The 16,792-nt window shown below is 66.6% G+C and carries 17 protein-coding genes and 1 pseudogene; 11 read left to right on the forward strand and 7 right to left on the reverse strand.

Annotated elements, in window-relative coordinates:
- Positions 1-99 precede the first annotated feature (99 nt).
- The 3 genes and pseudogenes from istA to MSP7336_RS24275 all read left to right on the forward strand — a co-directional run.
- Positions 100-1,653 carry an IS21 family transposase gene (gene istA / locus MSP7336_RS14505; protein ID WP_113963393.1) on the forward strand — a complete coding sequence of 518 codons (1,554 nt, stop codon included), beginning with the start codon at positions 100-102 and terminating at the stop codon, positions 1,651-1,653.
- Positions 1,650-2,453, forward strand: a complete 804-nt coding sequence (locus MSP7336_RS14510) for an ATP-binding protein (RefSeq protein WP_113963002.1) — start codon at positions 1,650-1,652, stop codon at positions 2,451-2,453. The genes istA and MSP7336_RS14510 overlap by 4 nt, the downstream gene beginning before the upstream one ends.
- A gap of 294 nt (positions 2,454-2,747) precedes the next feature.
- Positions 2,748-3,035: pseudogene (locus MSP7336_RS24275) on the forward strand (HNH endonuclease signature motif containing protein); the annotation flags it as partial.
- 185 nt (positions 3,036-3,220) lie between these two features.
- On the opposite strand, the gene MSP7336_RS14520 reads toward MSP7336_RS24275, so the two are convergent.
- Positions 3,221-3,652 carry a PPOX class F420-dependent oxidoreductase gene (locus MSP7336_RS14520; protein WP_113964925.1) on the reverse strand — a complete coding sequence of 144 codons (432 nt, stop codon included), beginning with the start codon at positions 3,650-3,652 and terminating at the stop codon, positions 3,221-3,223.
- 317 nt (positions 3,653-3,969) lie between these two features.
- Between MSP7336_RS14520 and MSP7336_RS14525 the strand changes: the two genes are divergently transcribed.
- From MSP7336_RS14525 to MSP7336_RS14535, 3 genes are read left to right on the forward strand one after another with little or no spacing between them, the layout of a single operon-like run.
- Positions 3,970-4,452 carry a carboxymuconolactone decarboxylase family protein gene (locus tag MSP7336_RS14525; protein WP_069397095.1) on the forward strand — a complete coding sequence of 161 codons (483 nt, stop codon included), beginning with the start codon at positions 3,970-3,972 and terminating at the stop codon, positions 4,450-4,452.
- A gap of 7 nt (positions 4,453-4,459) precedes the next feature.
- Positions 4,460-5,092: a nitroreductase family protein gene (locus MSP7336_RS14530; protein ID WP_069397094.1), complete on the forward strand. Its 633-nt coding sequence runs from the start codon at positions 4,460-4,462 to the stop codon at positions 5,090-5,092.
- Complete coding sequence (locus MSP7336_RS14535) at positions 5,092-5,586, forward strand: SRPBCC family protein (protein WP_069397093.1); 495 nt, start codon at positions 5,092-5,094, stop codon at positions 5,584-5,586. Before MSP7336_RS14530 ends, MSP7336_RS14535 begins: the two co-directional genes overlap by 1 nt.
- Here the strand turns inward: MSP7336_RS14535 and MSP7336_RS14540 are convergent.
- From MSP7336_RS14540 to MSP7336_RS14550, 3 genes are read right to left on the reverse strand one after another with little or no spacing between them, the layout of a single operon-like run.
- The gene (locus MSP7336_RS14540) at positions 5,583-5,783 is read right to left on the reverse strand and encodes a ferredoxin (protein ID WP_069397092.1); all 201 of its coding nucleotides are present in this window, start codon (positions 5,781-5,783) and stop codon (positions 5,583-5,585) included. The two genes, MSP7336_RS14535 and MSP7336_RS14540, sit on opposite strands and share 4 nt — an antisense overlap.
- A complete protein-coding gene (locus MSP7336_RS14545) occupies positions 5,780-6,958 on the reverse strand; it encodes a cytochrome P450 (protein ID WP_069397091.1) in 1,179 nt (392 codons plus the stop codon). Before MSP7336_RS14545 ends, MSP7336_RS14540 begins: the two co-directional genes overlap by 4 nt.
- A gap of 52 nt (positions 6,959-7,010) precedes the next feature.
- Positions 7,011-8,096 carry a Zn-dependent alcohol dehydrogenase gene (locus tag MSP7336_RS14550; protein ID WP_069397090.1) on the reverse strand — a complete coding sequence of 362 codons (1,086 nt, stop codon included), beginning with the start codon at positions 8,094-8,096 and terminating at the stop codon, positions 7,011-7,013.
- A gap of 48 nt (positions 8,097-8,144) precedes the next feature.
- Here MSP7336_RS14550 and MSP7336_RS14555 point away from each other — a divergent pair, with 48 nt between their 5' ends.
- From MSP7336_RS14555 to MSP7336_RS14570, 4 genes are all read left to right on the forward strand, one after another.
- A complete protein-coding gene (locus MSP7336_RS14555; RefSeq protein WP_113963993.1) occupies positions 8,145-9,617 on the forward strand; it encodes an aldehyde dehydrogenase family protein in 1,473 nt (490 codons plus the stop codon).
- A 68-nt stretch (positions 9,618-9,685) separates the two neighbouring features.
- The gene (locus MSP7336_RS14560) at positions 9,686-10,873 is read left to right on the forward strand and encodes an amidohydrolase family protein (protein WP_069397088.1); all 1,188 of its coding nucleotides are present in this window, start codon (positions 9,686-9,688) and stop codon (positions 10,871-10,873) included.
- On the forward strand, positions 10,858-12,597 hold the full coding sequence (locus MSP7336_RS14565; RefSeq protein WP_244917464.1) for an N-acyl-D-amino-acid deacylase family protein: 1,740 nt from the start codon (positions 10,858-10,860) through the stop codon (positions 12,595-12,597). Before MSP7336_RS14560 ends, MSP7336_RS14565 begins: the two co-directional genes overlap by 16 nt.
- Positions 12,594-13,799 (forward strand): cytochrome P450, encoded by a 1,206-nt coding sequence (locus MSP7336_RS14570; protein ID WP_113963994.1) that lies wholly within the window; start codon positions 12,594-12,596, stop codon positions 13,797-13,799. The genes MSP7336_RS14565 and MSP7336_RS14570 overlap by 4 nt, the downstream gene beginning before the upstream one ends.
- Positions 13,800-13,808: 9 nt before the next feature.
- Here the strand turns inward: MSP7336_RS14570 and MSP7336_RS14575 are convergent, their stop codons facing one another.
- Both MSP7336_RS14575 and MSP7336_RS14580 read right to left on the reverse strand, forming a co-directional pair.
- Positions 13,809-14,048, reverse strand: a complete 240-nt coding sequence (locus tag MSP7336_RS14575) for a DUF167 domain-containing protein (protein WP_069397086.1) — start codon at positions 14,046-14,048, stop codon at positions 13,809-13,811.
- 33 nt (positions 14,049-14,081) lie between these two features.
- The gene (locus tag MSP7336_RS14580) at positions 14,082-14,282 is read right to left on the reverse strand and encodes a hypothetical protein (protein WP_069397085.1); all 201 of its coding nucleotides are present in this window, start codon (positions 14,280-14,282) and stop codon (positions 14,082-14,084) included.
- Between the two features lie 233 nt (positions 14,283-14,515).
- Here MSP7336_RS14580 and MSP7336_RS14585 point away from each other — a divergent pair, with 233 nt between their 5' ends.
- On the forward strand, positions 14,516-15,868 hold the full coding sequence (locus MSP7336_RS14585) for a salicylate synthase (protein WP_113963995.1): 1,353 nt from the start codon (positions 14,516-14,518) through the stop codon (positions 15,866-15,868).
- Here the strand turns inward: MSP7336_RS14585 and MSP7336_RS14590 are convergent.
- Complete coding sequence (locus MSP7336_RS14590; RefSeq protein ID WP_113964927.1) at positions 15,865-16,791, reverse strand: MerR family transcriptional regulator; 927 nt, start codon at positions 16,789-16,791, stop codon at positions 15,865-15,867. The two genes, MSP7336_RS14585 and MSP7336_RS14590, sit on opposite strands and share 4 nt — an antisense overlap.
- Position 16,792 lies beyond the last annotated feature (1 nt).

Here is a 16,792-nt window from a genome sequence, read left to right on the forward strand (position 1 = left end):
TTGCCATTGATGGGACCACCTGGCTGGCGTTTTGCCAGTTATGGGACCACCCCGGCGTGGCTTCGGGTCTTCCGGTTGTTGAGCCGCTGTATTGGCCAAATGAGCTACCGGGAGGTGTCGGTGATCGAGGTTGTGGAGATGCTGCGGCTGTGGTTGCAGGGGCGGGGATTGCGGGAGGTGGCCCGGCTATCGGGAACCGACCGTAAGACGGTGCGCCGGTATGTCGATCGGGCGCGGGCGTGTGGGCTCGACCGTGACGGCGGTGAGTGTCAGCTGTCTGATGAGTTGATCGCGGCGGTGATCGCCGAGGTTCGCCCGCATCGGCCGGCCGGCAAGAGCCTGGCATGGGAAGCTATCGCCGCCGAGCATGAACGGATCAAGGCCTGGCTCAAAGACGGGCTGACGTTGACCAAGGTCCACACCTTGTTGGGACGTCGGGGTGTGGTGGTGTCGTATCGGACTCTGAATCGTTATGCCACAACTGAATTGGACTTCGGTCGGCGCCAGGCCACGGTGCCGGTGGCCGATTGTGAACCCGGCGCGGAGGTGCAGGTTGACTTCGGGCGGCTCGGCATGCTCACCGACGCTAGCGATGGTCGCCGTCGGGTGGTGCACGGGTTGATCTTTACCGCGGTGTACTCACGGCACATGTTCGTCTGGCCCACCTACCGCCAGACCCTAGCCGATGTGGTCGCCGGGTTTGAGGCGGCGTGGAAGTTCTTCGGTGGGGTGTTTTCGGTGGTGATACCGGACAACATGAAGGCCATCGTCATCGCCGCTGATGCCACCGAGCCCCGGCTCAATGATTCCTTCCGTGAGTACGCCCAGTCGCGTGGGTTCGCGATCGATCCGGCGCGGGTCCGCAGCCCGAAAGATAAGCCGCGGGTGGAGCGCATGGTGTCCTATGTGCGGTCGAATTTCTATGCCGGAGAAGACTTCCGGGATCTCGATGACTGTCGTAGCCGCGCCGAGCAGTGGTGTCGCGATACCGCGGGGATGCGCATCCATGGCACCACCCGGCTTCGTCCGGCCGAGGTGTTCACCGCTGACGAACTCCCGGCGCTGAAGCCGGTGCCCGACACCGTGTTCGACGTTCCGGTCTGGACGCACCCGAAGGTGGCCCCGGATCGGCATGTGCAGGTCGCCAAGGCGCTCTACAGCGTGCCCGGTGAGTTGATCGGCAAGCGCATCGCTGCCCGCGCCGATGCGCACTCGGTGAAGCTGTACTGGCGTGGTGAGCTGATCAAGGTCCACCCGCGGGTGGCGCCCGGCCGCCGTCACACCGATCCGGCTGATCTGCCCTCGGAGGTGTCGGTCTATGCCATGCGTGACATCACCACGCTGCAGCGCAAGGCCGCCGCGCACGGCGCTTATGTGGGCACGTATGCGTCCGCGGTGCTCGAGCATCCGTTGCCGTGGACCAAGATGCGCCAGGTCTACCGGTTGCTGGGGTTGGTGCGCCGCCACGGCGGCGCCGCGGTCGACGATGCCTGCCGGCGCGCTCTGGACGCCGAGGTCATCGACGTCGGGCTCATCGAACGGATCCTGACCCGCAATGGCGGGGAACAACTCCCGCTGATACCCAAACCGCCGGCACAGGCGTCGCGGTTCGTGCGCCACAGTTCGGATTTCGCGGTGCGGAGGCCCTCGTGAGCCCCACCCGCCCCGACGCCGCGCCGGCGGTCAAACCGATCGAGGTCTCCGCCGACCTCAAAGCGTTGATGCGTCGCCTCAAGCTGGGTCAGCTGCTCGACACCCTGCCCGAACGGTTGGCGTTGGCCCGCACCAACCGGCTGCCGCATCACGATTTTCTGGAGCTGCTGTTCGCCGACGAGGTCACCCGCCGCGACCGCGAATCCGCAGCCCGACGCGCCAAGGCCGCCCACCTCGATCCGGCGATGCAGTTGCAGGCCTGGGACGACTCCGCCGCGGTGGCCTTCGATCAGCAGCTGTGGGCCGAGCTGACCTCGCTGCGGTTTTTGGCCGATGCCTACAACGTGCTCATCATGGGGCCGGTCGGAGTGGGAAAGACGTTCCTGGCCAACGCATTAGGACATATCGCCGTCCGCCGCGGGCGCAGCGTGCACACCGAGCGGGCCGACAAATTGTTCAAACGCCTGCGCGGGGCACGCCTGGACGGCAGCTACGAAGACGAGATGCGCAAGCTGCATCGCGTCGAACTGCTCATCGTCGATGATCTGGCGCTGCACCGGCTGGAGGCCACCGAAACGACGGACTTCTACGAGCTGATCGTCGAGCGCCACCGCAAGGCCTCCACGATCATCACCAGCAACCGGGAACCACCCGAGATCCTGACCATGATGGCCGACCCGCTACTGGCCCAATCAGCGATGGACCGGCTGCAATCAGCGGCCTACGAACTCGTCGTCGAAGGCCAGTCCTACCGGCAACGCCAAAAGCCAAAGCCGGTCCCTCCGACTGCGTCGGATTGACCGGCAACGGCTCCGTCAGTCACCATCAACACGGCCCGTGACCGGAAGACGAACTGGTCCCATCCTCATGGCAAACCAGTGGTCCCATCACCCTGGCAGGCGACAGCTGAACTTGGACCAAAACAAGCGACACCCGTTTCATCGGACCTTGAGGGACTACCGACGTGCGGCGGCAGAGTGCGCACGCGCACTACCCGTCCTGCCAAACCCCGGTGTCGGCGGGACGCAGATCGATTAACCACTGGGGTTCGAACCTGATTGGCGTCCATCTAGGGTGCACAACTGGAGCATTCATCCAAAGACCGCGGCTGCACCCGCCCCGGCTGCCCGGTACCCGGCTATCTCACCGAAGCCCACCACTGCACCCCCTATGCCACATGCCGCAGCACCGACGTCAACAACCTGACCCTGGCCTGCGGCCCCGATCACCGGCTCACCGAACAAGGCTGGACCACCCGCAAAAACACCCACGGCGACACCGAATGGATCCCACCCCCACATCTCGACCACGGCCAACCCCGCATCAACACCTACCACCACCCCGAAAAACTGCTATGCGATGGAGACGACGAGGAGGCGTAGCTCACACGCTCCCATTTCCGGAATCTGAAAGGTTGCACGAATAGCGCGGTCCTAGGGGAAAATCGCCATGGGACGAGCAGCAAGTATCGCGATCTCCACAAACGTCGAGGCTAGGCGGCGACGCCGCGCAATGAGGCGTTCTCAGCGAAGTGGGGGCCGGGTGGCGAACCTATGTGAACTTGACGTCAGGCCGCCCAAGGGCCCACGCCGCCGACTTTCTCGATCGTGATGTGAGTCAGGTATCCGGGGGGTGCGTCAGGCGGCGGGAACCCCGTGCCGGGGCCGAAGTTAGTCGTGGCGATCTCGTCGAGTAGTTCGGGAGCACCGCCCTCCTCGACGCGGGCCGTGCCCCTGATCGACAGATAGGGTGTCTGTGGCCCGCTGCGGTCGGTGGACGCGATGGTCACCGCCACGCGGGGATCACGCCGGATGTTGCGGATCTTCTGATGCTCCTGCAGATGAGCGGTGACTAGCTCATCACCGCCATCGGCTGTACTCTGCACCGTCACCCAGACCAGGCTGACTTGCGGGCTGCCGTCGCGGTTGATCGTGACGAGCGTGGCCGGGTCGGAACCGATGAGTTGGCGTGCGCTGTCGTTGAGTTTCGTGATGTTCATTGCGTTCTCCTGATTCGTCGTGTTTCCGGGCATCTCGGCTGTCTATCCATACGACGAAGAAGCCGTGCGTAATCCGACAGCCCGACCGCCGCGCTGCTGGCGACCGGCGAGGAACTTCCGAAGCAGGGAGGACAACGCATGTGTGACCGTTTTGGAACGTATTTCAGCGGTTCACGGCCAACCCCGCACCAACACCTACCACCACCCCCAAAAACTCCTCCGCAAACACGAAGACCACAACGAAGACGACAACGACCCGTAACTGGGACCCGTTGGTACCTGGACAGCGGCGGCGACAATCTGATTTGCTGACGCGCATGGCGAGACTTGATGTCCCCGACGGCCCGGGCGGTGAGGCGGCCATGATTTGGACGCTGCGGCCTGAGCTCGGCGACATGGTTGAGCGGATGATCCGCGGTGCATATCGGCAGAGCATCCTTCCCGCCGAGGAGCGCGAGCTGGCCAGGATGCGCATCGCACAGCTCAACGACTGCGTGGCGTGCTCGGATTTCCGCGCGCCGTCTGTGTTAGAGGCCGGTATCGCGCCGGAGCTCTACGAAAACGTCGCGGACTACGCCACTTACCCCAATTACACCGCACGGCAGCGGCTTTCGATCGAATACGCCGAACGGTTCGCCACCGACCACGCGTCGCTCGACGACGCATTCTTCGGGCGGTTGCGCGAGGCGTTCACCGATGCCGAAATTCTGGATCTCACCTTGTGCGTCGCGGTTTTCCTCGGCCTGGGGCGTTCGCTTACCGTGCTCGGTGTCGACCAGTCCTGCGCGATCGACGTGTAGGCGACGAATGGACATCGGGTCGGTCGACGAATTGCTCACCACCACAAGGGCGGTGCGAAAGCGCCTTGATCTGACCCGACCAGTGGAGCGTGAAGTGATCCTGGAGTGCGTGCGGCTCGCAATGCAGGCGCCAACGGCCAGTAACGCCCAGGACTGGCGCTGGCTGGTGATCACCGATGCCGACAAGCGTGCCGGGATCGCCGAAATCTACCGCAGCATCGGCGCCGAATACCTCGCCGCCGCCGCCGCTGCCAACGCATCCGACGCGCAGACGCGGCGCGTGTACCGCAGCGCGCTCGCCCTCACCGAGACACTGGGCGAGGTTCCTGTCCACGTGATTCCGTGTCTGCAGCGCCGCATCAACGGCAACGACTTGCTGGACGCCGCGTCGGCCTGGGCTTCGATCATTCCCGCCGGCTGGAGCTTCTTGCTTGCCCTGCGATCCCGCGGTCTGGGATCGGTGTGGACCACAATGCATTTGGCGAAGGAACAGCAGGTGGCCGAGCTGCTTGGCATCCCGCCTGACGTGACTCAGGCCGCGTTGTTCCCCGTTGCATACACGATCGGTACCGATTTCCGGCCCGCTTCGCGTCCTCCCGCGGAGACGATCACCTTCTGGAATAGCTGGGGAGAACACTGATGCAGTCCTACACTGTGCGATTCCACGTCGATGCGCCGCCGCACCGCGTGTGGCGGGTGTTGCATCCGCCGGTGCCGCCGAACTCTCCCAAACCGAGAGTCCTCAAGTGGCCGACCGGCAGCATGGAGATTTTGAACGAAGGCGACGAGGCCGGTGAAGGCTTGGTCCGCACATGCGTTTTCGCTGTGCCGAAGTACTTGCTGTCCGGGGGCAAGGGACGATCGTTCGAGACGGTGACCGAGGCAAAGCTCAACAAACTGTCGCGCTACGTGGCGGTCGGAAAGCCGCTGTGGTCGCGCGCGGAGGGCTATCACGAACTCGAGGAACAGCCTGACGGCACCACGGTGCTCACCTTCCACGAGGACTATCACGCCTACAACCCGGTGCTGCGCTTCTTTTTGGAGCGTCCCGTGCACGCCGCGATATCCCGGGACAACCTCGAGACGTATCAGCACGCCCTCGGGTATGCCGGCCGGGTCACGCGGTTGAGCTAGCGATCGACCAGGCTGATCGCCTGCTCGGGGCAGTTTTGCTCGGCCTCGGAGGCCTGCTCGAGCAGCGCGCCGGCCGGTTCTTCGACGAGCACAACGCAGTGCCCCACCTCGTCAGCGTCGAAGACGTCGGGCGCCAACGTGTAGCAGCGCCCGTGTCCGACGCACCGGTCCGCGTCGACCACAACTCTCGTGGTCACGATGCGGCTACCACCGGAAAGGTCAGCGGCAGCGACTCCACCGAGCGCAATCCGCGCGTGTAGGCGAGTTCGGTGCCCTCCGGGATTTCGTAATCCGGTATGCGTGAATGGAATTCGCGCAGTGCGACCCGCAATTCCAGCCGGGCCAAGTGCGAGCCGAGGCAGCGGTGCGGGCCGCCGCCGAACGCGCGGTGCCGGTTGGGGTTGCGGGTGAAGTCGACGAGCTCGGGATCGGGAAACTCGGCCGGATCGGTGTTGGCCGCGCCGAGCAGCGGGCTGACTCGTTCTCCCTTGCTGATCGGGCAACCGGAGACTTCGACATCTTGGACTGCGACGCGGGCGATTCCGGGAACTGGTGTCTCCCAGCGCAACAGCTCTTCGATGGCGCTGGGCAGGATGTCCGGCTCCTCAACCAGCCGCCGGCGTTGCTCAGGATGGCGGGCCAGGTAGACGAAGAAGCAATCAAGCGAGTCGGTGACGGTGTCCAACCCGGCGATGAGGAACAGGAAGCAGATGTCGAGCACTTCCTCACGCGACAGCGGCTTGTCGTCAATCTTGGCCGTCAACAACGCCGACAAGACGTCATCACGCGGGCTGGCGATGTGCTCGTCGATGGCGTGCTCGAAGTAGTCGTAGATCTGGTGGGCCATCGGCGCCGCGGCTTCCCCGTGCTCCTCATAACCGTGCACTCCCTCCGGGCGGATGACGCCGTCCTTCCACATCAGGAACTTGTCCAGGTCTTCGAGGGGCAGGCCCAGCAGTTGCAGGAAGACCGTGCAGGGCAGGGGAACCGCGAACTCGGTGTGGAAGTCGCATTCGCCCTTGTCGGCGAAGCGATCGATCATCTCGTTGACCAACGCCGTGACGGCCGGTTCTCGTCGAGCCATTTCCCGCGGAGTGAACAGCGGATCGAGAATGCGGCGGTACTTCGCATGTTCGGGCGGGTCGATTTGCAGCGGGATGAGTGGGCGGATGTTACCCAGATCGACCGCGTCCATGTTCGAAGAGAACAGGTCGGTGCGCTTGAGTGCCATCTCGATGTCGGCGAGGCGGCTCAGCACCACGGCCTGCGGTGACCGGAACACCGGCGCGGACTCGCGTAACGCCTTGTACATGGGCTGCGGTTCGGCCATACCCGCCATGGCCTGGTCGACGTAGTCTTGGGCTTCTGTCATGGGTGATAGCGTGACACTTCGAGCAGTATTCGTAAAGCGACTTCGCGCAAAATCAGCCGTCGAAGCAGACCACGCTGCGTGCCCCGGCGCCGGCGAGCATGTCGGTAAACGCCGTCTCGACGTCGTCGATACCGATGCGGCGCGTCACTAGGGCCTCCAAGTCGAGCTTGCCGCGGCGGGCGAGTTCGGCGAGCGCCGGGATGTCGCGGGCGGGGTCGCTGGCGCCGTACACGCTGCCCCGGATCGTCTTGCTGTCGGCCATCAGCGACAGCGCGGGCAACGTCACTGACTCCTCGATCCCGGCGGCGCCGACGAGGGTGACCTGGCCGCCGCGGCGGGTGGCGTCGTAGGCCGCACGGATGGTGGCGGGCTTGCCGACGACCTCGATCCCGTGGTCCACGCCCTGCCCGCCGGTGATGTCGCGCACCGCTTCGGCAACGTCGACCTCACTCGCATCGATTGTGTCGGTGGCGCCATTGGCTACCGCGGCCGGAAGCTGTGCCGCGACTCGGTCGGCGGCGATGATCGGTGCGGCGCCGGCCAGCCTGGCGCCCTGGATCGCAGCCAGACCAACACCGCCGCACCCGATGACCAGCACGCTCTCACCCGGCCGGACCGCCGCGGTGCGCAACACCGCCCCGACGCCGGTGGTGACCCCACAGCCCAGGAGCGCGGCGTGATCGAGCCGCAGCGCCTCGTCGACCGGTACCACCGCCGCGGCGGGCAAGAGCGTCTGTTCGGCCAGCGACCCCACTCCCATACCCGGCCACACCGGCCCGGCGGCGCCCTCGGCGTAAGGGTCTCCGTAGGCATGGTCGTAAGCGTGGTCGCACAGCTGGGCGTCGCCGCGCAGGCAATGCGGACACGACCGGCACGCCACGTTCCAGGTCAGCACGACGTGTGTACCCGGGCTCACCGTCGTGACGGCGTCGCCCACCTCGGTGACGATTCCGGCGCCCTCATGCCCGAGTGTGCAGGGCAGCAGCGTCGGTATGGACCCGTCGCGCAGCGACAGGTCGCTGTGGCACACGCCGCTCGCGGCCAGCTGCACCCGCACTTCGTGGCCGCGCACCGGCCGCAACGCGACGTCCTCGACCGCGCTGGGCTGTCCGGCCTCGTGCAGTACAACCGCCTTCATATCGACTTACGATGACCAGGCGACCGCGTCGGGTCAAGGGAGGCACCAATGACGGCATCCGCGTCGACAGCGCAACCAGTGCTCACCATCGGTGGCCAGCCGCAGCAGGCGACGGAGAGCTATCCGGTGCACAACCCGGCGCGACCGGCAGAGATTGTCGGGCATGCGCCGGCCGCCGACCGCACTCAGCTCGATGCCGCGGTGCACGCCGCACGGCGAGCCGCACCCGAGTGGCGCGCACTCGACGTCGCCGATCGAACCGCTGCCATCGCCACCGCGGCGGCAACGGCCGCCGAGCAACTCGCCGGCCAAGATGGCGCGCGGCTGTATACCCGCGAGCACGGCAAGGTGCTCACCGAGGCGCAGTTCGAACTCGACACCGCGCCGGCAATCGCGGCGCTGCTCGGCTCGATGGCCGAGGCGGCGCTGACGCCCGAACACATCGACCCGGGCCAGGACTATCCGCGTCTGCACCGCGAGCCTTATGGTGTTGCGGCGCTTGTTCTTCCGTTCAACTGGCCGCTGTCGCTGACGATGACCAAGCTGTCCTCGGCGCTGGCCGCCGGCAACACCGCGGTGGTCAAGGTGCCGCCGACCTGTCCGCTGGCCGCGCTGCAGCTCGGTGCGGCGTTCGCCGCCGCGCTGCCGCCCGGTGTGGTCAACGTGCTTGCCGGACCGGGCAGCGAATTGGCGCAGGCATTGGTCACGCACCCGGGCATCGACGTGATTTCGCTGACCGGCGGGGTGGCCACCGGGCGCGCGGTGATGGCCGCCGCGGCCGCGCGGCTGACGCCGGTCCTGCTGGAGCTCGGCGGCAACGACGCGGCGATCATCGCACCGGACCTGGCGATCAGCGACGAGTTGGTCGAGCGTCTGGTTACTGCGACCTACACCACCGCTGGTCAGGTGTGCATGGCGATCAAGCGGTTGTATGCCCCGGCCGAGCGCGTCGAGGAGCTGGCCGACGCGGTGCTGGCTCGCTGCGAACGCGAGGTGATCGGCGACGGATTGGCCGACGAAACCACCCTCGGCCCCCTGCACACGGCCGCCGGCCGCGACCGGGTTCGCAAGCTGGTCGCCGACGCCGAGGCGCAGGGCGCGACGGTGCGCACCGGCGGGCGGATCCGGGCGGAAGACGCGGACGCCGGCGGCTACTTCGCGCTGCCGACCGTGGTCACCGGCGCCGCCGGCGATTCGGCGTTGGCGACCGAAGAGCAGTTCGGCCCGGTGCTGCCGATCTTCGGATACCGCGCTATCGACGACGCGGTGTCTGCCGCCAATGCCACCGACTTCGGGCTTACCGCATCGATCTGGACCGGTGACGACGAGCTGGCCGCCAGCGTCGCCGCCCGGCTGGTAGCCGGGACGGTGAGTGTCAACTGCCATGGCATGGCCGCCCAGGACCCGCGGCTGCCGTTCGGTGGCGTCGGCCGGTCGGGGCTGGGGCGCGAACTCGGGGTAGAGGGAATCCGAGCCTTCACCCAGCCACGGGCCTTCGTCCGCCAGCCGACGCCGCAGTGACCGGCTAACTTCGCTGTTATTGCATAGATAGCATTGACAGGCGTCGAAACCCGTCGTTAGCTTCAGCTATGGCGCTGCTGCCGGATCCTGCTCCCCGTGACCGACGGCACGTGGTGATCTCGGTTGACGACCACGTCATCGAGCCACCCGACATGTTCGACGGGCGGCTGCCCGCCGCTTTGGCGGACCGGGCACCGCGCATCGTCGAAACCGACGACGGACGCCAGGTGTGGCGCTATGAGGACTGCGAATACCCCAACATCGGGCTCAACGCGGTGGTCGGGCGACCGCCGGAGGAATGGAGCATGGAGCCGGCTCGGTTCGACGAAATGCGGCGCGGCTGTTGGGATATCGACGCGCGAATCGCCGATATGGACCTGGCCGGCATCTGGGCGTCGTTGAATTTTCCGTCGCTGATTGCGGGTTTCTCGGGCACGGTGTTCTGGAAGAGCAAGGACCCCGAACTCGGACTGGCTGTGTTGCGGGCCTGGAACGACTGGCATTTGGACGTGTGGGCCGGCAGCTACCCGGATCGGATCATCCCGCTGCAGCTGCCGTGGCTGGCCGACCCGGCGTTGGCGGCCGAGGAGTTACGCCGCAACGCCGCCCGCGGCTTCAAGGCAGTCAGCTTCCCCGAACTACCCGCCCAGTGCGGGTTGCCCAGTTTGCACTCCGGGGTGTGGGACCCGTTCTTCGCCGCCTGCGAAGAGACCGACACCGTGGTGTGTTTGCACACCGGATCGGCGCAGTGGGCGCCAATTCCCGCACCCGACACGCCATTTGAGACCATCACCACGTTGTTCCCAGTCAACGGCCTGGTGGCCTGTGCGGACATGCTGTGGTCGGGCATACCGGTGCGATTCCCCAAGCTCAACATCACGCTGGCCGAAGGCGGGCTCGGCTGGGCCGCGATGCTCGGCGACCGCGCGGATTACGTGCTGGCCCATTCTGCATCGGGTCGTGAGGGCGGAGCATGGCAAAGCGACCTGCTCCCCAGCGAGGTGCTGCGCCGCAACTTCTGGTTCTGCTCAATCGATGACCCACACGCGTTCGGCGCGCTGGACGCGATCGGCGCCGGGCGCATCCTCGTCGAAAGTGACTATCCACACGCCGATTCGACGTGGCCGGACACCCAGGAGGTGATCGCGCGCAACGTCGCGGGCCTCTCGGCCGACGATGCCGCGCGGATCACCCACGGCAACGCCGCAGAACTGTTTCGTCACCCACTACCCGACAATGGATGGCTCACGTGCTAGATCTACTGATTCGGGACGCCGAGATCGTCGACGGCACAGGCGCACCGCCCCGCCGCGGCGACGTCGGAGTCAAAGACGGACGTATCGCAGCGGTCGGCCCGAAAGGTCACGTCGACGACATCGCAGCGAAAACCATTGACGCACAAGGGCAGGTACTGGCACCGGGGTTTGTCGACCTGCACACCCACTACGACGCCCAACTGTTCTGGGACCCGACCGCCAGTCCGTCGCTGCAGCACGGCGTAACGACCGTGTTCGGCGGCAACTGCGGGTTCACCCTGGCACCGGCCGCCGCCGACCAGCACGACTACCTCACCCGCATGCTGGCCCGGGTCGAAGGCATGCCGTTGGAGGCGCTGCGGGCCGGACTGGATTGGCAGTGGGCGTCTTTCGGTGACTGGCTGAACCGGCTGGACGGCCAGATCGCCGTGAATGCCGGCTTCCTGGTGGGACATTCGGCGCTGCGGTTGGCGGCGATGGGTGACGAGGCGGTCGGCGGGGACGCCACCCCGCAACAGATCGAGCGGATGGTCGCGCTGTTGGAGGAGGCGCTGGCCGCCGGCGCGATGGGGCTTTCGACGTCGCAGTCGCACACCCACAACGATGGGGCCGGGCAGCCGGTGCCGTCGCGCAGCGCGTCGCGCCAGGAACTTCTAACGCTGGCCGCCGCGCTGCGGTCGCATCCCGGCACCACCTTGGAGGCGATCATCCCGGGTTGCCTGTCCGGGTTCACCGACGACGACATTGCGCTGCTCACCGAGATGTCGCGGTCCGCGGATCGGCCGCTGAACTGGAACGTGCTGGGCGTGTCGGCGGCCAATCCGGCCGGTCATCAGGGCCAGCTACGGGCCTCTGACGTCGCGGCCGATAACGGCGGGCGGATCGTCGCGCTCACCTTGCCGCACGCCATGAAGATCCGGTTGTCGTTTCTGACCGGGTTTGTGCTCGACGGGCTGCCCGGATGGCGCGACACCATGCACCTACCGGTGCGCGAGCGGTGCAAAGCGTTGTCCGACCCGCAGGTGCGTCGCCGCCTCAACGACGGCGCCCAGTCGGAGGAGGCGGGCGTCCTGCGCGGTCTGTCGCATTGGGAGCGGCTGATCATCGTCGAAACGTTCGCGCCCGAAAACGCTGACGCCACTGGGCGTTCGGTGGGCGAAGTCGCCGCGTCCCGCAACAGCGAACCGTTCGACACGCTGTGCGACATCGTCGTCGCCGACGAGCTGCGCACCGGACTCACGCCGCCGTCGACCGGCGACGAAGCCGCCGACTGGCGGGCGCGGGCGCAGGTGTGGCGCCACCGCGACGCAGTCATCGGTGGGTCGGACGCCGGTGCGCACCTGGACATGATGTGCGGGGCCATCTATACCACCTCGCTGCTCGGGCACGGCGTTCGCGAACATCAGGTAGTGACGCTCGAGGAGGCGGTGCGGCTGATCACCGACGTGCCCGCGCGCCTGTATGGGCTGACCGACCGCGGCCGGATCGCGCCCGGCTGGCATGCCGACCTGGTGCTGTTCGACCCGGCGACCGTCGACCATGGGCCCGAGCGCACCCGCTACGACCTGCCCGCCGGGGCGCCGCGGCTGGTCGCGGACGCCCACGGCATCAGCACCGTGCTGGTCGGCGGGGTCGAGGCGTGCCGCGACGGTAAGGCCACCGGCGCGCTGCCCGGGACGGTGCTGCGGTCGGGCCGGGACACCGAGACGGTCCCGGCAGCATGACCGTCAGCGAGTTCGACCCCGCCGAGCTGCAGGGCGGACTGCTCATGCAGGTGCAGAACGTGCATGAGCGGCTGCGCGAGGCCCGCGCCAAGCACCCGGTGATGGTCGGCAACCCGTTCACCGAAACCTCAACACAGACATTGGCCGATGGCGTGACGGTGCTGGGCTACGACGAGTGCCAAACGGTGCTCACTCATCCGGAGACGTTCTCGTCGTCGATCTACGAACAGATCATGGGCCCGGTGATGGGCCGCACCCTGCTGGAACTGGAGGGGGCAGAGCATCGGGCCAGCCGTGCGCTGGTGTCCCCATCGTTCCGGTCGGCGCTGCTGGAGCGCTGGCGCAGCGAGTTGGTGGAAGTGGTCGTCCACGAGCTGATCGACCGGTTCGCGCCGCGTGGCCGCGCCGAGCTGGCCCGCGAGTTCACGTTCGCGTTCCCGGTCCAGGTCATCGCCCGCATGATGGGCTTGCCGCGCCAGGACTACCCGCGCTTCCAGCGGCTGTCGATCGAGCTGCTCAACGTGGTCTACGACTGGGATTGCGGGATCGCCGCGTCGGCCGAACTCAAGGCCTACTTCACCGAGATCCTTGCCGAGCGGCAGCGTCACCCGCAGGACGACCTGATCAGCACGTTGGCCGAATCCGAGATCGACTCGGCCCGGTTGACTGACAACGAGATCTTCGCTTTTCTGCTGCTGATCTTGCCGGCCGGCGTGGAAACCACCTATCGCGCGTCGGGCAATCTGTTGGTGGCGTTGCTCACCGAGCCCGCCCTGTGCGACGCGGTGCGCGCGGATCGTGGCTTGGTGCGCGGGGCCATCGAAGAGGCCCTGCGATGGGAGCCGCCGATCACCACGGTGATGCGGGTGGCCGCCCGCGATTGCGAGCTTGCCGGCGTGGCAATCCCGGCAGGCACCAATGTCAGCGTCAGCGTGGCCGCCGCCAACCGGGACCCGGCCCGTTACCCGGATCCCGACCGGTTCGATCCAACTCGGAAGAACATCGCGCACTTGACGTTTGGTGGTGGCCCGCACCTTTGCCTGGGTATGCATCTGGCGCGGATGGAGAGCACCGTCGCGATCAACGCGCTTTTGGACCGGCTGCCCGATCTCCGGTTGGACCCCGGCGCACCGCCGCCGCAGGTGGTGGGTATGGCGTTTCGCTCACCGGCTGCCCTTCCGGTCGAATTCACGCCGTGCTGACGCGCGCACTCAGCGCAGCACACGAAACCGCTTGAGCCTCGCTTTGGCGCCGGCCACCAGCTCCACCCGGCTCTTGGGTACACCGAGATGCTCGGCGAGCAGCCTGGTTACCGCCGCGTTGGCCTTGCCGTCCACCGCGCGCTCGGCCACGTAGATTGTCAGGCTGCCGTCGGGGCCGACCTCGACAAGCGGACCCTTGCGGCTGCCGGGCTTGACCCGGACCGTGACGATATCGCTGGCAGTCGTCACCCGGCCCCGACCGAATCGCAGGGTCTAGGCACTCTAGGCCGGCATCCTCTTCATGCCGACGTCCTTGACACGGTGCGTCACCGAGCCCCAGGCCGAGGGTGAGAAGTGCGTCGTGACTTCCTCGAACCCGTCGAGGCGAGAAATGGTGACGACGCCGGTGTCATGGTTGATCGACAGCTTGTCGCCTTCGTTGGCATGCACCTCTTCGCCGTCGAGAAGCCGGATGGTGAACATGCTGTGTGCCCTCCCTCTGAAACGTTGGCGTCGGCTGGGATCTGGTCAGTTCCGTTGGTAGCAACCACGATATGGATGTGACTGAACGTGAAGAAGATACGTCGCGATACAGCGACTGAACGTTTTGGAAACGTTCGGTGACCGACCAATCACAGGTCGCGGACCCACCGGGACGGCAGCCAATCGGGAGGGGCACACCCGCGGTTTCATAGGTTAGGCTACATTTACTAACCGTGGCCGAAGCCAGTGTCGAGACCAGTCCCGCAGACGTGGCGTCACTGTCGTTCCGGTTGCCTGCTGACATCGCCCCGGCCGATCTGGCCGCCGAGCTGGCCGCGGCGCTACCCGAGCGTGACGGCGACGATTACCTGCTCTATGAGCACGACGGTCAATGGGTGCTGGCCGCGGGTGTGTCGGAGATGGTCGAGCTGGACAGTGACGAGCTGCGCATCTCCCGTGACGGCGTTACCCAGCGACAGACTTGGTCGGGCCGGCCCGGACACGTCCTCGGCGAGGCGGTCGACCGGTTGCTGCTGGAAAGCGACCAAGTCTTCGGGTGGATCGCCTTCGAATTTGGCGCCTACCGCTTCGGGCTGCAGGACCAGCTGGCGGCGCGCACCCCGTTGGCGCGGCTGTTCCGCCCCCGCACCCGCATCGTGGTCTGCGACGAGGCGGTCCGGCTCGTCGATGCCGACGAACGTGACCGCGACACGGTGGACCGGTTGCTCAGCGACGGCCTTCCGCCCGCACCCACCGCGTCGACAGTCGACGTGAGCGCTGACACCACCGGCTACCGAGCGCGGGTCGCGACGGCGATCGACGAGATCGGCGCCGGTCAATACCACAAGGTGATCTTGTCCCGCAGCGTCGACGTACCGTTTCGGTTGGATTTCCCGTCGACCTATCGGCTCGGTCGGCGACACAATACGCCGGCACGGTCTTTCCTGTTGCGGCTCAGCGGGTTTCGCGCAGTTGGTTACAGCCCGGAACTAGTGGCCGCGGTAACCAACGACCGCACCGTCATCACCGAACCGCTGGCAGGTACCCGGGCGCTGGGCCGCGGGGCGGCATGCGATCAGCAGGCTCGTGACGAGCTGGAATCGAACTCCAAGGAGATCGTCGAGCATGCCATGTCGGTGCGTAGTTCGCTTGCGGAGATCACCGAGATCGCGGAATCAGGCAGCGCCGCCGTCACCGATTTCATGACGGTGCGAGAGCGCGGCAGCGTGCAGCACCTCGGCTCGACGGTCAGTGGGCGGCTGCATACCACCAAGACCCGCATGGACGCATTCGAGACCCTGTTTCCCGCGGTTACCGCGTCCGGCATTCCCAAGGGCCCGAGCTTCGACGCCATCCTGCGCCTCGACGAAGGCCCGCGTGCACTGTATTCCGGTGCGGTGGCGATGTTTACGGCCGACGGCGGCATGGATGCGGCGTTGACGTTGCGCGCAGCCTACGAGCACAACGGGCGAACCTGGCTGCGGGCGGGGGCCGGGGTCATCGGCGCATCGCAGCCCGAGCGTGAGTTCGAGGAGACCTGCGAGAAGCTGACCACGCTGGCTCCGCACCTGGTCGCGTTTTCCTAATTGGCTTCGGCGTTGGCTTCGGCCTCCGGCGCGCGCTCCAAATAGTCGGCGAGGATCCGGCTGGCCAGCGACTCGATCGTCGATTCGATCGAGGACGCGAGCGTGGCGGTGACCGATGCGACGGCTTGCGTGCGGAACCGCACCAACATCGTGATCAGCTCGGCGATCTCGGTCTCGGCGGGCAGGGCCTGACCCGGCTTGACCCGATCGGCGACGTGTTCGGCGCCGGCTTGCACCAGCAATTCGCTGATCTGGTCGACCAGCGGGACGATCTGCTCGTGCAGGTCGATCAGCTTGTCGAAACTCACACCGTAGCCGTGGATCTCGTTGAACGCCTCGATGAGTTTCGGCCGGGTGATCGTCGCCTGCGCGCCGTCGACCCGGATCACCTGCAGAGCCACCAGCCGGTCGAAGGCACGAGCATCGCCGATACGTCGTCGCGCCTCGGACAACGACACCGTTTCCGGCTTCTCGGTGGTCCAGGTGCCCACGATCGCGGTTTCCAGCCCCAGCACGTCGCCGAGATTCTTGCCCTCCTCCCAGGCGCTGAGCATCTCTCGGACATGGGCAATGTTGTATCCACGGTCGAGCATCGAGGTGATCAGCCGCAGCCGGGTCAGATGAGTGTCGTTGAACAGCGCGATCCGTCCCACCCGCAACGGCGGCGGCAACAATCCCCGGTCGCGGTACACCCGAATATTGCGGGTTGTGGTTCCGGCGAGTCGGGCCAGGTCGTCGATGCGGTATTCCCCCGATGAGGCCACGCCGTGCGGATGGCGTACCGCGGCATCGAACAGTTGGGACACCGCGGTTTCGATGAACTCCCGCGACTGCCGGCGCACGCGGCGGGGCGCGCCGCGCAAGTTGGCCAGCACGCCGGCGATGGTGCCGGCTTCCGGCCGTGGCGGTCGCTGCGGCGCCATC

Source organism: Mycobacterium shimoidei (assembly GCF_900417275.1).
Lineage (GTDB): Bacteria > Actinomycetota > Actinomycetes > Mycobacteriales > Mycobacteriaceae > Mycobacterium > Mycobacterium shimoidei.

Excerpts from the sequence above, each read along its gene's own strand:
- MSP7336_RS14565 (WP_244917464.1), top strand. The coding sequence starts at position 10,858 with ATGGCTCACGTGCTAGATCTACTGATTCGGGACGCCGAGATCGTCGAC.
- MSP7336_RS14525 (WP_069397095.1), top strand. The coding sequence starts at position 3,970 with ATGGCGAGACTTGATGTCCCCGACGGCCCGGGCGGTGAGGCGGCCATG.
- MSP7336_RS14560 (WP_069397088.1), top strand. The coding sequence starts at position 9,686 with ATGGCGCTGCTGCCGGATCCTGCTCCCCGTGACCGACGGCACGTGGTG.
- istA (WP_113963393.1), top strand. The coding sequence starts at position 100 with ATGAGCTACCGGGAGGTGTCGGTGATCGAGGTTGTGGAGATGCTGCGG.
- MSP7336_RS14545 (WP_069397091.1), bottom strand. The coding sequence starts at position 6,958 with ATGACAGAAGCCCAAGACTACGTCGACCAGGCCATGGCGGGTATGGCC.
- MSP7336_RS14530 (WP_069397094.1), top strand. The coding sequence starts at position 4,460 with ATGGACATCGGGTCGGTCGACGAATTGCTCACCACCACAAGGGCGGTG.
- MSP7336_RS14520 (WP_113964925.1), bottom strand. The coding sequence starts at position 3,652 with ATGAACATCACGAAACTCAACGACAGCGCACGCCAACTCATCGGTTCC.
- MSP7336_RS14570 (WP_113963994.1), top strand. The coding sequence starts at position 12,594 with ATGACCGTCAGCGAGTTCGACCCCGCCGAGCTGCAGGGCGGACTGCTC.
- MSP7336_RS14590 (WP_113964927.1), bottom strand. The coding sequence starts at position 16,791 with ATGGCGCCGCAGCGACCGCCACGGCCGGAAGCCGGCACCATCGCCGGC.
- MSP7336_RS14580 (WP_069397085.1), bottom strand. The coding sequence starts at position 14,282 with ATGTTCACCATCCGGCTTCTCGACGGCGAAGAGGTGCATGCCAACGAA.
- MSP7336_RS14535 (WP_069397093.1), top strand. The coding sequence starts at position 5,092 with ATGCAGTCCTACACTGTGCGATTCCACGTCGATGCGCCGCCGCACCGC.
- MSP7336_RS14550 (WP_069397090.1), bottom strand. The coding sequence starts at position 8,096 with ATGAAGGCGGTTGTACTGCACGAGGCCGGACAGCCCAGCGCGGTCGAG.
- MSP7336_RS14555 (WP_113963993.1), top strand. The coding sequence starts at position 8,145 with ATGACGGCATCCGCGTCGACAGCGCAACCAGTGCTCACCATCGGTGGC.